10 protein-coding genes are annotated in these 14689 nt (G+C 35.4%); 8 read left to right on the top strand and 2 right to left on the bottom strand.

Translation table 11 applies throughout. The features are described from left to right. Positions 1–69 precede the first annotated feature (69 nt). Positions 70–840 carry a LuxR C-terminal-related transcriptional regulator gene (locus E5D58_RS02400; protein WP_136480222.1) on the top strand — a complete coding sequence of 257 codons (771 nt, stop codon included), beginning with the start codon at positions 70–72 and terminating at the stop codon, positions 838–840. Positions 841–1051: 211 nt separating this feature from the next. Here the strand turns inward: E5D58_RS02400 and E5D58_RS02395 are convergent, their stop codons facing one another. Beyond that, positions 1052–2338, bottom strand: coding sequence for a UDP-N-acetylmuramoyl-tripeptide--D-alanyl-D-alanine ligase (locus tag E5D58_RS02395; RefSeq protein WP_136480221.1), 1287 nt, complete (start codon positions 2336–2338; stop codon positions 1052–1054). An 81-nt stretch (positions 2339–2419) separates the two neighbouring features. Continuing rightward, positions 2420–4093 (bottom strand): gliding motility lipoprotein GldJ, encoded by a 1674-nt coding sequence (gene gldJ / locus E5D58_RS02390; protein ID WP_136480220.1) that lies wholly within the window; start codon positions 4091–4093, stop codon positions 2420–2422. 259 nt (positions 4094–4352) lie between these two features. Here gldJ and porU point away from each other — a divergent pair, with 259 nt between their 5' ends. The 7 genes from porU (at position 4353) to E5D58_RS02355 (ending at position 14689) form a co-directional block, all read left to right on the top strand. Further along, positions 4353–8243, top strand: a complete 3891-nt coding sequence (porU, locus tag E5D58_RS02385) for a type IX secretion system sortase PorU (protein WP_136480219.1) — start codon at positions 4353–4355, stop codon at positions 8241–8243. Positions 8244–8278: 35 nt separating this feature from the next. After that, positions 8279–9532: a type IX secretion system outer membrane channel protein PorV gene (gene porV / locus E5D58_RS02380; protein ID WP_136480218.1), complete on the top strand. Its 1254-nt coding sequence runs from the start codon at positions 8279–8281 to the stop codon at positions 9530–9532. Positions 9533–9628: 96 nt separating this feature from the next. Next, the gene (gene cdd, locus E5D58_RS02375) at positions 9629–10111 is read left to right on the top strand and encodes a cytidine deaminase (RefSeq protein WP_136480217.1); all 483 of its coding nucleotides are present in this window, start codon (positions 9629–9631) and stop codon (positions 10109–10111) included. A 183-nt stretch (positions 10112–10294) separates the two neighbouring features. Then, positions 10295–11293 carry a pyruvate dehydrogenase (acetyl-transferring) E1 component subunit alpha gene (pdhA, locus tag E5D58_RS02370; protein WP_136480216.1) on the top strand — a complete coding sequence of 333 codons (999 nt, stop codon included), beginning with the start codon at positions 10295–10297 and terminating at the stop codon, positions 11291–11293. 3 nt (positions 11294–11296) lie between these two features. Continuing rightward, complete coding sequence (locus E5D58_RS02365; protein WP_136480215.1) at positions 11297–12928, top strand: pyruvate dehydrogenase complex dihydrolipoamide acetyltransferase; 1632 nt, start codon at positions 11297–11299, stop codon at positions 12926–12928. A gap of 92 nt (positions 12929–13020) precedes the next feature. After that, on the top strand, positions 13021–14013 hold the full coding sequence (locus E5D58_RS02360; protein WP_136480214.1) for a M28 family metallopeptidase: 993 nt from the start codon (positions 13021–13023) through the stop codon (positions 14011–14013). Further along, positions 14006–14689 carry an SDR family NAD(P)-dependent oxidoreductase gene (locus tag E5D58_RS02355; RefSeq protein ID WP_136480213.1) on the top strand — a complete coding sequence of 228 codons (684 nt, stop codon included), beginning with the start codon at positions 14006–14008 and terminating at the stop codon, positions 14687–14689. The genes E5D58_RS02360 and E5D58_RS02355 overlap by 8 nt, the downstream gene beginning before the upstream one ends.

Below are 14689 nucleotides of genomic sequence, written 5' to 3'. Positions count from 1 at the left end.
TATGCGTATATGTCTTCCCTATTTCTTTGTTTTAATAGAATTTTATATTTTTAGAAAAAGCTCTTATTTATGACAAATACTCGAATAAAAGACGTTTATAAGGAAATTTTCAAGTCGCATGATAATCCATCTTTAGAGAGTCATATAGAGAAAATTATAGAGTTAGATGCTTATCTCCCTTATAGTTCTACATTTTTTTGTATTACCAACACCCAAGATCTAAAATTTGAGTATATAAGCAAAAATTTTAAGGCTTGTACAGGTTTGGATGATGCAGACATGCGACTTAAAGGAATGCGCTATTTTTGGAGTAGAATGCATCCAGATGATTTAGAGTTATGGTTACAAGCTTTAAATGAATTGATGAATTTTACACTTAGTGAGATTTCAGTGGCAGATAGATCTAAGATGAGTTATACATGGAATTATAGGTTTATGACGAGTGGAGGGGAATACGTTAATATGGTTCAAAATACCACGCCTCTTGAATTTGATAGTCACAACAAACCAGTTGTTGGTCTAGCCCATTATACAGTTTTGCCATCAGCCATTGAAATGCAGATATGTGCTTCGGCAAAATTACTGAATGAGAATAAGGAGTATGAGACCGTTTATTTTAACAATTTTTCTCAGAAACTATTGTCTTCAGGAATTAGTAATAGAGAACGAGATATTATTAGATTACTTGTTTTAAACTACTCGAGTAAGGTTATTGGGGAGAAACTAAATATTAGTTCCAATACGGTAGATACGCATAGGCGAAACATTCTAAAAAAGTTAAATATTGCATCTACCGGAGAACTTGTTGGCATGCTAAAATTGAATAAGAATTTAATATAGGTGCTTCTTGTGGAACAAATAAACCTGCAGAACTAATAAAAAAGTGTGTTAGCGGGAGATAGTTACACATTATCGAAAAAAAATAAAAATACTCAAATTGAGTATTGCGACCTATCTTTAATTGATGCATCTTTACATCGCTATTAATTAGTTCTTAGGGAGAATTTATTAGGAAGTGTCTTTTCAAGTGTTGAAAAGGCACTTTTTATTTTTACTTAATATATTCTAAAACGCGTTCTAAAGCCATGCCCCGTGATCCTTTAATTAAAAGGGTTGTGTTTTTTAGTGAATTCAGGTTTAATCCCTCTATAAACGTTTCAAAAGAATTAAACCTTAAGATTTTTGACGAGCTACATGTGGTGTTAAAAAAGTTTTCTCCTATAAAAATTAACTCGTCAATGTTAAGGGAGTTGGCAAGGTCAACAATTTGTTGGTGTTCTTTTTTGGCATCATCACCCAATTCAAACATATCTCCTAAAATTGCAATTTTTTTACCGTTTTGAATGTCAAAATTTCGCAACGCAGCCTCCATACTAGACGGATTGGCGTTGTAGGCGTCTAGAATTATTTTATAATCACCTTTTTTAATGATTTGTGAACGATTATTAGATGGAATGTAGTTTTCAATTGCAGCTTTTATTTTGGTGTCCTCCACTTGAAAATAATGCCCTATCGTGATTGCGATAGCAATGTTATTGAAGTTATATTCGCCAATAAGATGTGTTTGGATATCAATAGCATTGTATGTACAGCTTACATAGGGTTGAGCACTTTTAAACCCTATAATAACATTAGTTTTATCTGGATTGGTCCCAAAGGAGTACTTGTGTTTTGTATACTTGTTTTTTTTAACCTGAATAGGGTCGTTATAGTTTATAAATACTGTTTTATCATTATTGATTAAGTAATCATACATTTCACTTTTTCCTTTAATAACTCCCTCAGTACCTCCAAACCCTTCTAAATGTGCCTTTCCAAAATTAGTTATGTATCCATAATCTGGTTGTGCAATTTGACATAAGAATTCAATCTCCTTTTGATGATTGGCTCCCATTTCAACAATACCAATTTCTGTTTCGTCATTCATGGATAGCAGCGTTAAAGGAACACCAATATGATTATTGAGATTGCCAATGGTTGCCGTTGTCTTAAACTTTTTAGATAGCACGGCATTAATAAGTTCTTTTGTAGTTGTTTTTCCATTGCTTCCTGTAAGAGCAATAATAGGTTTGTTTAAGTAAAACCTATGATAGGTAGCAAGCTTTTGCAGGGTTTCTAGGGTGTTATCAACCAATATGGTTTTATTGGGTATTTCGTATTCTAATTCGTCTATAATAGCGTATTTAGCACCTAATTCAATAGCTTTTTTAGCATACGTATTGCCATTAAAATGATCCCCTTTTAAGGCAAAAAACAGGTCGTTATTTGAAATTGTTCTAGTGTCTGTAGATACGGCTTTACATGATAAAAAAAGCTGATGTATTTTGTCTATGTCCAACGAATTAAATTTTTTACTTAAAAGTATAAAAAAAGTCCTAACAGAGTTAGGACTTTTAATAATTATGATCAAAAAAAACGTTTAGTTTTTTCTTTTATCTTTTGCTTTGCTTTTTGAGCCTACTCTAGACATAGCACATCTAAAACCAATATAGTCGGTGGCCATATCTTGAGGGAAATAACGTCTTTGAGCTGGGTCTAACCAATACTCTCTGTCTTTCCAAGAGCCTCCTTTATAAACTCTTACTTCATCATTAATTAATGATGTCCTATTGTTTCCTTTGTCATATTCTCTAATCAAATTACCTAGAGAATCTCTAGTAACTGAATGCTTCGGAGAATTATACATTTTTCTAGTTTCAGCATCTTCGCTACTTTCAGTTTCATCATCATTAAAACTTTCAAAGTATCTAGAAGATCTACGGTCTCCATCTCTAAAGTTTATATGATTACTTCGGTCGAAATTCGTTCTTAAATAGGTGTCATTTTCATCAAGGGGAATCTGCGCAATTTCACCTGGTAAGTTTCTTGCAACTATCTTTCCGTTTGATAAAGTATCGTAAACAATATCGTCTGAAGTAACTACTTTTATAGTTCCATCTTCATTAATGGCATTTTTGGTATATACGTTACCACGGTAGTAGTTAAAATCGTTAAACTCATCGTCTATAATTGGTCTGTAAACATCGGCAACCCATTCAGCAACATTACCAGCCATATCATATAATCCATAATCATTTGGAGAATACGATTTTACAGCGTTTGTAATGTCGGCACCATCATCAGACCATCCAGCAATCCCGCCGTAGTCACCTTTACCTTGTTTAAAGTTAGCCAATTGGTCACCTCTGGTTTTACGTTTTCCAGAACGTGTATATTGTCCATCCCAAGGGTATTTTTTTCTACCTCTGTAAAGATTGTAGCTTCTTAATTCGCTTAAGCCAAGCGCTGCATACTCCCACTCAGTCTCTGTTGGAAGTCTGTATTTTGGTCCAATAACACCGGTTTCTTTCGAGGCATATATGCCAGTTTCATTGCCGTCTGCGTCTACTTTTACGTTTCTATTTCGTCTTCGTCCGTCTGTGTCACCATTATCGTAAGTACTTGGGTCGATTTGATATCTGTTAGTACTAAAATAATTTTCTGGGTCAGCCTCAGTTAGGTTTATATCTCTATAACCATTTTTCTGCAAGCTTAGCTCTGTAACTCTATCCGAACGCCAGTTGGCATATTCAACTGCTTGAATCCAACTAACACCAACTACAGGGTACTCGGCATAAGCAGGGTGTCTTAAATAGTTTTCCGTCATCACTTCATTGAAACCAAGACGATTTCTCCATACTAATGTATCAGGGAGAATGCCGTTGTATATTTCCTTATACAAATCATCGTCTGGTGGGTATAGTTTTTTCATGTAGTCAAGATATTCAACATACATAAGGTTGGTAACTTCTGTCTCATCCATGTAAAAAGATTGCACGTGTTGCTGATTGGGACTATTATTCCAATCATGCATAACGTCGTCTTGAACACGACCTTTTGTGAATGTACCACCTTCAATAAAAACTAAACCTGGTGCAGTTTCTTGTTCTTGAAAATTGGTGTTGTATTGAAAACCACCGTCTCTGGAATTGATTTGCCATCCTGTAGCTCTGGAGCTGTTTTTTGAGCTAGAAGATTTTTTACAGCCAGTAGAAACTACGGCTAGTGCTAAAACCAATAAAACCTTTAATGATACTACTTTTTTCATATCCATACTTTTAAGTAAGCTAATTATTTTGGTGCTGCAATATAAGAATTAAACCTAATAAGGCAAGCTATTTTTTACATTTTAACCAAAAAAACATGCATTTCATCCTGTTTATAGGGTATTTCAACGATGTTTTTTGTTGGTTTTATGCCTGTTTTGTCATGTATTAACGTACGTATTCCTAATTTATTATTGTATTTTTGAAGTCGTTTTAAAATTGTTGTACTCAAAATAATAACAGCAGCTTATTTACGTTATTTTATCAATGAAAAAGAAGATATTGTTTTTACTACTGGCATTTTTTGTGTCGGTTAGTTTATGGACGCAACAAAAAAAGTATAATCTAAATTGGGAGGGTACTCATAAAGTATTCGGGGCTAATTTTTCTAAAGAAGTACCTGCTTTTAGCAAAGAAAACCTTGTTTATGATAATGATAAACTGTTTTTCGTTGATCAGTGGCAAACGAATCGAGTAATTGATGAATCATCAGTTAGTGTAACTAATATTGTATACCAGTCAATTTCTAAGGAAGAATTAAAAGACCTTAAGACATCGCTTATATCAAGCACATTAGAGTATAGTTTAAAAAATTCTAAAGCCAGAGACAAAAACTACGTTCAGTTTAAGCTAAACCCCATTATTAGGTTAAATAATGGAGGTTTTAGAAAAATAACTTCGTTCCAAATTAATTATAGATCAGGAATAAATAGTGCTCGGGCCTCTGTATATAAACGTGGATTTGTCTCATCTAAGGGATTATCAAGTTCAGTTTTAAAAAATGGCGAGTGGTATCGGTTTTTTGTTGATACCACTGGGGTTTTTAGGTTGTCGAAAGATTTTTTGCAGAAATTAGGCGTAAATGTAAACAGTGTTGATCCTAGAAATATTAAGCTATATGGGCATGGAGGTAACATGATTCCTTATGCTAACAATATCCCATACCCGTTTGATGTTCCTGAAAATGCCATTAAATTTATTGGTGAAGAAGATGGGGTTTTTAACAATCAAGATTATATCTTGTTTTATGCGCAAGGTCCCAAAGGATATAATGAAGAAAGCCAAACACATATTAATTGTTATACAGACAAAACCTATTATTACATTAATGTAAGTCCAGGGCTTGGAAAACGTATTAAACCTTTTTCTCAACCAGAAGGGGCTGTTAGTTTGACGATTGACACCTTTGAGGATTATCAATTCCATGAAATTGACGATTATAATTTAGTATCTCTTGGAAGACGATGGTTTGGTGATAAGTTTGATATTGAGAATAAAAAAGATTTTAAATTTGATTTTCCAGATTTAATAACTTCAGAGCCTATTGAGCTTAAAGTTGTTGTTGCAGCAGCGTCGAAAGCCTCAAGTTCTATGGCTATTGGGGTTAATGGCGCTAATATTGCTACGCTTAATTTATCTGGAACATCGTCTCCTACACTTGCCAGTGGCGCTCAGTATTCTGGAAATGTGAGTGTAGGTTCATCAAAAGTGAATGTGGAACTAGATTTTAATAATCAAGGAAATCCTAGTACTGTTGGTTATTTAGACTTTATAGCGATAGAAGGTTTAAGACAGCTCAATTTTACGAATAACCAATTACAGTTTAAAAACAGTGAAGTGGTATCGCAAAGCGGAATTGTTGAGTACACTATATCTAATTCTTCAAGATTAAGTGAGGTGTGGGATGTTACGGATATTTATAATGTGACTAATACGATTAATACAGACGGAACTTCAAGTTTTAGTTTTAAAGCAACTTCAGGAACTTTGAGAACCTATGTAGCACTCCCTTTGTCTGGGTATTTCACTCCCAAGATAGATTCAAAATCGACAGTAGAAAATCAAGACATCAAAGGGACTATATTTAGAAATGCTCAAGGAAGCTTTGAAGATATCGATTATCTTATAGTGACTCCCGATTATTTACTTGGTCAAGCCCAACGTTTGGCTGATATTAATAGGAACCAGTACAATTTAAATGTAAAAGTATTAACCCTAAATCAAATATATAATGAGTTTAGTTCAGGAAATCAAGATGTTGGGGCTATTAGAAATATGGTAAAGTATGTTTATGATAATGCAAGTTCTCCGGAAAAGAAGTTGAAATATCTATGCTTATTTGGGGATGGTTCTTATGACTATAAGGATAGAATCGCAAATAACACCAACATTGTGCCTTCTTGGTATTCTTATAATAGTTTTAGTTTGGCTTCATCCTATGTGTCTGACGATTTTTATGGAATGATGGATGGTAATGAGGGAACCATGGCTAATACAGATAAGCTAGATATTGCCGTTGGTAGAATATTGGCAGACACACCACAACTTGCCAAAGAAATGGTTGATAAGGTCGAATCTTATTACATAAAGGAGGCATTTGGTAGTTGGCGAAACAATTTTGTGGTAGTATCTGACGATGTTGACCAAAGTTGGGAAGGCATCTTACAAGGCACCACAGACGAAGTAGGTAACTTGGTTAGTGATAAAAAGCCTTTTATTAATGTAACTAAAATACATTCTGATTCATTCAAGCAACAGTCATCGGCAGGTGGCGATCGTTATCCAGCTGTAAACACCGAAATCGCGAATGCGGTAGATAAAGGCGCATTAGTTTTAAACTATTTTGGTCATGGAGGCGAAGATGGCTTAGCAGAGGAACGTATTTTGCAGAAACCAGATATCAATAATTTTAAAAACGTTTGTAAACTTAATTGTTTTGTAACCGTTACTTGCGAATTTACTAGATTCGACAACCCATTAAGAGAAACCGCTGGAGAGTTTACCTACTGGAGTAAGGATGCCGGGGCCGTAGGATTAATAACCACCACGCGTCAAATATTTGTAAGGTTTGCCGTGAACTTCAACCGTATTTTAGGGCAATATTTGTTTTCATATAATAATGACGACGATGTTGTTAGCAACGATTATACGAGTATGGCTGAAGCCTTGCGTCTTGCTAAATCAGATCCTTTGGTGTCGGGAAATTCCCAGATAAGGTTGATATTTTTTATAGGAGATCCAGCTATGAAACTGGCATTTTCCCAGCCCAATATCAGGCTTACAAAGCTTAATAACGTGCCATTGGCGCAATCTAAAGATACTTTAAAAGCTTTAAGTCGTGTAAAAATGACTGGAGAAGTAACAGATATAAACGGAAATGTATTGTCCAACTATAATGGCACGCTCTCAACAACCGTTTATGACAAGAATATTGATAGAAGCACTTTGGGAAATGATGGTACAGCTTTGGATGGTGAGTTGATTTTAATGGATTTTAAAACCCTTGGAGAGATTATTTTTAGAGGTAAAGCTTCTGTTGTTAATGGTGCGTTTGAATTTGATTTTGTGGTGCCTAAAGATATCGGCATTCCTGTTGGGTTTGGTAAAGTGAGTTTTTACTCAAATAATAACGAGCTGTTGCAAGATAAGTCAGGATCTGTAGTAAATACCATACTTATTGGAGGTATTAATAAAAATGTTGAGGAAGATAATGTTGGTCCCGTAGTAAACATATTTATGAATGATGAGAACTTTGTTTCAGGAGGAATAACGAATGAGTCTCCAACCTTACTAGTTAAATTAGAGGATGCCAATGGAATCAATACAGCAAGTGGTGTAGGTCATGATATTGTTGCCATTATAGATGGCGATGAAAAGAATCCTATTGTTCTAAACGACTATTATGAAACGGAGCTGGACGATTACACAAAAGGAGTCATAAGCTTTCCACTTAGAAATTTGGAAGCCGGTTTGCATACTTTAACACTTAAGGCTTGGGATGTTTACAATAATTCTTCTACATCCGAGATTCAATTTGTGGTGTTTAATGAAAATCAGGATTTGGTCATTGATAATGTATTAAATTATCCTAATCCTTTCGTTAATTATACTGAATTTTGGTTTAATCACAATAGTTCATTGCCTTTAGACGTTTCTATACAAATATTTACAGTTTCAGGTAAGTTGGTTAGAACCCTTAATGGTCAAACTTTGGGGGGAATTAAGGCAGCTAGTTCCTTATCGAGAGATATCGTTTGGGACGGAAGAGATGATTTTGGAGACAAAATAGGAAAAGGGGTTTACGTGTATAAACTCAAGGTGCATTCGAGTGCACTTAATAAAACGGTTGAAAAAATTGAGAAACTTGTAATACTCTAAGAAAAAATTATATTTGCTAAATTAAAAACTAATTCATGAAGAATCGAATATTGCTATTATTGGGATTTGCTCTAATAGTAGTTAAAACTCAAGCTCAAAATCCAACTACCATAATCCCTAACCCTAATGATTCAAGAGTTATCACTACGGGGGTGCCGTTTTTACTTATCGCTGCCGATGCTCGTGCTGCAGGTATGGGAGATATGGGAGTTGCTACCTCTGTAGATGCTTTTTCACAGCAATGGAATTCATCTAAATATGTGTTTTCCGAAACAAAATCAGGAGTTGGGGTTACCTATACACCTTACTTAAGTAAGTTGGTAAATGATATATTTTTAGGAGGGTTAACCTATTTTAATAGAATAGACGAGCGTAGTTCATTTGCAGCTAGTTTAAGATATTTTTCCCTAGGAGATATTGAGTTTACAAATGGCCCGAACGATCCAGCTATTGTACAACGTCCTAATGAATTCGCATTAGATGCATCCTATTCCTTACGTTTAAGCGATCCTTTTGCAATGTCGGTTGCAATGCGATACTTAAGATCAGATTTAAAACTTAATGTAGGCGATGTCGATGCCGTTGCAGCAAGTACCTTTGGGGTAGATATTTCTGGATATTACCAAAGTGAGGAAGTTGCTTATGCCGATTTTAATGGACGATGGCGAGGTGGATTTGCCATTCAAAATATAGGCCCTAAATTTAAGTATGATGAAGGTGGTGTTGAAAACTTTCAGCCTACAACGCTTCGTTTAGGTGGTGGTTTCGATTTTATTTTTGATGATTACAATAAGTTAGCCGTAACAGCAGAATTCACAAAATTATTAGTGCCCACACCTCCAATTCTTGGTACTGAGTATGAGTATATTGATAATAATGGAAATGGTATGTATGATCCTGACGTTGATGAATTAGGAGAAATGATCTCGGCAGAAAATGGGTTAATCTATAAAGGAAAGTCCAATGATGTAGGGTTTTTACCAGGGATGTTTCAATCATTTGGAGATGCACCTGGAGGATTTGAAGAAGAAATGAAAGAAATAACATGGGCGTTAGGTGCAGAGTATAAATATCAGGATTCTTTTGCGTTTAGAGCGGGGTATTTTAATGAGTCAGAAGAGAAAGGTGCTAGAAAGTTTTTAGCATTAGGTGCTGGTTTCAAGGCAAATATTGTAAATATTGATGTGTCTTATTTGTTTTCTACATCTAAAGTACAAAGCCCATTAGAAAATACTTTGCGCTTTTCTTTAACCTTTAATATAGGTGAAGGGGAGTACGTCGAGTATTAATATGGAACACATTAGGGCTAAAAACAAAAAACTATTGCTAAGGCGATAGTTTTTTGTTTTTATCAGGTTTCTTATCTTTTAACAAACTAATTAATTATGAAAGTACTTAAAAGAGAATCTGTATTGTTTGTTTATGTAGCTTTAGATCGACTCCCGAAAGATGTTGTACACCTTATGGAAGCAGCCATAAAGGCCAGGGGGAAGGCCTATGCGCCATATTCTAAGTTTCAGGTTGGGGCAGCAGTTTTACTTAGCAATAATGTCGTGGTTACGGGTAATAATCAGGAAAATGCATCTTACCCATCTGGGTTGTGCGCCGAGCGTACAGCCATTTATTATGCAGCTTCGCAATATCCAAAAGAGAATATTCTTAAAATAGCCATTTCGGCTGGATCCACTAAAAAGCAAACAAGTAGACCAATTCCGCCATGTGGAGCATGCAGACAAGCTATTTCGGAATATGAATTAAAACAGAAAAAACCAATAGAAGTTTATTTTATGGGAGCAACAGGTGCAGTGGCAAAGTCTGATTCGCTTTCTAATTTGTTGCCGTTTACATTTGATAAATCCGAATTATAGCTTATTCGCAAAATTGGTTTTTAAAATTTTTAAGAATTCATTCTGAAAATTAACAAATAACCAATTTGAATGATTTTGCACCCTTTTTTTCATATTTTTTTTAGTTTAATATGTTTGGGTTTTTCCAGTAACACACAAAGTATTACTTTTGTATTTCGCTTATTAATAATATAATATTATTCGATGCAAAAAATCACAAAAGAGGTATATCTCAAATGGTATGAGGACATGTTGTTCTGGAGAAAGTTTGAAGACAAACTGGCCGCAGTTTATATTCAGCAAAAAGTAAGAGGATTTCTTCACTTGTATAATGGCCAAGAAGCTGTTCTGGCTGGTGCATTGCACGCTATGGATTTGACAAAAGACAAAATGATTACGGCTTATCGTAACCATGTGCAACCTATTGGTATGGGGGTCGATCCAAAACGTGTTATGGCAGAGTTATACGGAAAAGCTACCGGAACTTCTCATGGTATGGGTGGTTCTATGCATATTTTTTCTAAAGAACACCGTTTTTATGGTGGTCATGGTATTGTTGGAGGTCAAATTCCTTTAGGAGCTGGGATTGCTTTCGGTGATAAATATCATGGGAGCGATGCCGTAACCTTGTGTTGCTTTGGTGATGGAGCTGCAAGACAGGGGTCTTTGCATGAAACTTTTAATTTGGCTATGCTATGGAATTTGCCAGTGGTTTTTGTTTGCGAAAATAACGGGTATGCCATGGGAACTTCTGTTGAAAGAACAGCTAATCATGAAGATATTTATAAATTAGGATTAGGGTATGATATGCCTTGTGCACCAGTTGATGGTATGAATCCTATTAAAGTTGCTGAAGCTTTTGATGAAGCTATCCAAAGAGCAAGAAAAGGTGGTGGCCCAACATTCTTGGAGTTAAAAACCTATAGATATAGAGGACATTCTATGAGTGATGCTCAGCATTACAGAACTAAGGATGAAGTTGAAGAATACAAAAAAATTGACCCTATTACTCAGGTTAAAGACGTTATTCTCGATAAAAAATATGCGACAGAAGATGATATAAAAGTTATTGATAAGCGCGTGAAGGCCAGAGTAGCAGAATGTGAGAAATTTGCAGAAGAGTCTCCATTCCCAGAAGTACAACAACTTTATGATGTTGTTTACGAACAAGAAGATTATCCATTTATACAACACAAATTATAAACTATGGCAATAGTAGTAAATATGCCGCGTTTGAGCGATACCATGGAAGAGGGTACTGTTGCGGCTTGGTTAAAAAAAGTTGGTGATAAGATTGAAGAAGGTGATATTTTAGCTGAAATAGAAACCGACAAAGCCACTATGGAATTTGAGTCTTTTAATGAAGGGACTTTGCTTCATATTGGAGTTCAAGAAGGGGAAACTACAAAAGTAGATGAGCTTTTAGCTATTATTGGAGATGAAGGCGAAGATATATCCGATTTATTGAATGGTGGTGCTACAAGTAGTGCATCCGAAGAGACTAAAGAAGAAGCTTCTGAAAGTATTCCTAGTTCAAATGATAATGAAAACGCTTCTAGTGAAGCTGCTGCATTACCTGAAGGGGTAATAGTTGTAACCATGCCAAGGTTAAGTGATACCATGGAAGAAGGAACAGTTGCTACTTGGTTGAAAAAAGTTGGTGATGTAGTAGAAGAAGGAGATATTCTTGCTGAAATAGAAACTGATAAGGCAACGATGGAGTTCGAATCATTTCAGTCAGGTACGCTTTTAGAAATAGGACTTCAAGAAGGAGAATCTGCAAAAGTAGATGAGTTGTTAGCTATCATAGGCCCTGCAGGGACAGATGTTTCTGGTGTTTCAGCAAACTTTTCTGCAAATACAGGAGCCTCTAAAAAAGAAGAAGCACCTAAGACTGAAGCAAAGAAAGAAGCACCTAAGGCGGCTCCAGCAACAGCAACATCTACAAAAACTAAAGCTCCTGCTCCAACTCCAGTCACTGCAAACGGAAGAGTTTATGTATCTCCGTTGGCTAAAAAATTGGCAGAGGAGAAAGGTGTAAATCTCACTAAAGTTCAAGGTTCAGGGGAAAATGGACGTATAATAAAGCGCGACATTGAAAATTATGAACCAGCAGGTTCTGGCGCAACAGTAGGTAAATTTGTTCCAACAGGTCAAGAGGATTTTGATGAGGTTCCTAACTCTCAAATGCGTAAGGCTATTGCAAAATCTCTAACTAAATCTAAGTTCTCAGCACCACATTATTATCTAGCGGTTGAGTTTGATATGGACAATGCTATTGCTTTCCGTAGTCAATTCAATTCAATTCCTGATACTAAAATATCTTTTAATGATATGGTGGTAAAAGCTTGTGCGCTGGCGCTTAAGCAACACCCACAAGTAAACTCCCAATGGTTTGACGATAAAATGCGTTTGAATAATCATGTACATGTTGGTGTAGCCGTTGCTGTTCCAGATGGCTTAGTTGTTCCTGTTGTAAGATTTGCAAATGAGCAGTCTTTACCACAAATTGGTGCAGAAGTTAAAGAATTAGCAGGTAAGGCTAGAAATAAGAAATTAACACCAGATGAAATGTCGGGAAGTACATTCACGGTTTCTAACCTTGGTATGTTTGGGATCGATTATTTTACATCAATTATTAATCAGCCAAATTCAGCGATATTATCTGTAGGTGCCATTGTGCAAAAACCAGTTGTAAAGAACGGCGAAATTGTAGTTGGAAATACCATGAAGCTTACATTAGCTTGTGACCATAGGACTGTTGATGGGGCTACTGGCGCACAATTCTTGCAAACCTTGAAAGGATATATAGAAAACCCGTTAACTATGGTGGTTTAATAGATTGTTTTTAAGATATACCGAAAATAAAAACCTGTTTCATACTATTTGAAACAGGTTTTTTTATCTTTAATTTTTAAATCTGTAAAACAATGAGAAATTTAATCATTCTTCTTCTAGTAGCTGGTATTTATAGTTGTGGGTCAAAAAAAGAACTTTCTAAAGAGTCCTCTAAAGTCTCGATAGAAGCAAAAACGACCGATAGTGGTGTTGAGTTCGTAAAGCTGCAAGATGTTCAGCAAGCCATGGAATATATGGCGTCTGATGAACTTGAAGGTAGAAATACCGGAAGTGCTGGAATTGAAAAAGCAGCGGTTTATATAGAATCATTTTTTAAGGAAAATAATATCAAACCTTATTTTGAGACCTATAGAGATAGTTTTAAGGTAAAAAAGCTAGATGGTTATAATGTTGTTGGGTATTTAGAAGGAAACGATAAAGATTTAAAAAGTGAATTCGTCATTTTAGGAGCACACTACGATCATATTGGTGTAGGAAAGGAAGTAGACGGAGATACTATTGCCAATGGAGCCAACGACGACGCCTCAGGTACCATTGCGGTATTGGAATGGGCAAGGTATTTTGCTAAGACTAAAAGTAACAAAAGAAGTGTGTTATTTACCTTATATTCTGCAGAAGAGATGGGGCTTAAAGGCTCAGAGCATTTGGCTGCTAAATTAAAAGAAGCTGGGATAGATTTGTATACCATGATTAATTTTGAAATGATTGGGGTTCCTAGAGCTGAAAAAGAGACTATGGCTTATTTGACAGGATTTAATTTATCAAATATGGCCGAAAAATTAAATGAATATGCTAAAAATGATGTCGTTGGGTTTCTACCTCAGGCAAAATCATACAGTTTGTTCAAAAGATCTGATAATTACCCTTTTTATCAGCAATTTAAAATTCCAGCACAGGCCATATCGACTTTTGATTTCACTAATTTCGAATTTTATCACCATGTAGATGATGAAGTGGATAAAATGGACTTTAATCACATGACTAGTTTTATGAATAGAATGATTCCTGCTCTAGAAGGTATGATTAATGCAGCTACAAAAGAAATAAGAATGCACAATGAGTAAAAATATCATTATAACAGGAACAAGTCGGGGTATTGGTTTCGAGTTGGTTAAAAAATTTTCGAAAGAAGGTCATCGTGTTTTAGCTTTGTCAAGAAATGAAATACCTATAAAGAATTTAGCATTGAGCAATGTTTCTTGTTTTTCTTTTGATTTGAATGATAAGAATGCTTACGCTAAGGTTAAAGCATTTGTAAAAAAGGAATGGACTCACGTGGATGTTTTAATCAATAATGCAGGAGCTCTTTTAAATAAGCCTTTTTCAGAAACTTCAATAATCGATTTTGAAAAGGTGTATACGACTAACGTTTTTGGAGTATCAGAACTAACTAGAACGGTTCTCCCGTTTATGAAACAAGGAGCCCATGTTGTGACAGTAAGTTCGATGGGAGGGGTACAAGGAAGTATGAAGTTTCCTGGGTTAGCGGCTTACAGTTCAAGTAAAGCAGCGGTAATAACCTTAACCGAACTTTTAGCTGAGGAGTACAAAGATTCTGGTATTTCTTTTAATGTACTGGCTTTAGGAGCTGTACAAACTGAAATGTTAGAAGAAGCTTTCCCTGGGTACCAGGCTCCTATTACAGCTATAGAAATGGCAGACTATATGTTTGATTTTTCTTTGAATGGGAATAAGTACTATAATGGAAAAATGCTGCAGGTTTCTAATTCTACCCCTTAA

Source organism: Cognatitamlana onchidii (assembly GCF_004804355.1).
Lineage (GTDB): Bacteria > Bacteroidota > Bacteroidia > Flavobacteriales > Flavobacteriaceae > Cognatitamlana > Cognatitamlana onchidii.
This window is presented reverse-complemented; position numbering and strand designations above follow the sequence as displayed.

Bases quoted from the DNA above. Each gene is read 5' to 3' on its own strand.
- E5D58_RS02400 (WP_136480222.1), top strand. From the start codon at position 70: ATGACAAATACTCGAATAAAAGACGTTTATAAGGAAATTTTCAAGTCG.
- gldJ (WP_136480220.1), bottom strand. From the start codon at position 4,093: ATGGATATGAAAAAAGTAGTATCATTAAAGGTTTTATTGGTTTTAGCA.
- porU (WP_136480219.1), top strand. From the start codon at position 4,353: ATGAAAAAGAAGATATTGTTTTTACTACTGGCATTTTTTGTGTCGGTT.
- porV (WP_136480218.1), top strand. From the start codon at position 8,279: ATGAAGAATCGAATATTGCTATTATTGGGATTTGCTCTAATAGTAGTT.
- cdd (WP_136480217.1), top strand. From the start codon at position 9,629: ATGAAAGTACTTAAAAGAGAATCTGTATTGTTTGTTTATGTAGCTTTA.
- pdhA (WP_136480216.1), top strand. From the start codon at position 10,295: ATGCAAAAAATCACAAAAGAGGTATATCTCAAATGGTATGAGGACATG.
- E5D58_RS02365 (WP_136480215.1), top strand. From the start codon at position 11,297: ATGGCAATAGTAGTAAATATGCCGCGTTTGAGCGATACCATGGAAGAG.
- E5D58_RS02360 (WP_136480214.1), top strand. From the start codon at position 13,021: ATGAGAAATTTAATCATTCTTCTTCTAGTAGCTGGTATTTATAGTTGT.
- E5D58_RS02355 (WP_136480213.1), top strand. From the start codon at position 14,006: ATGAGTAAAAATATCATTATAACAGGAACAAGTCGGGGTATTGGTTTC.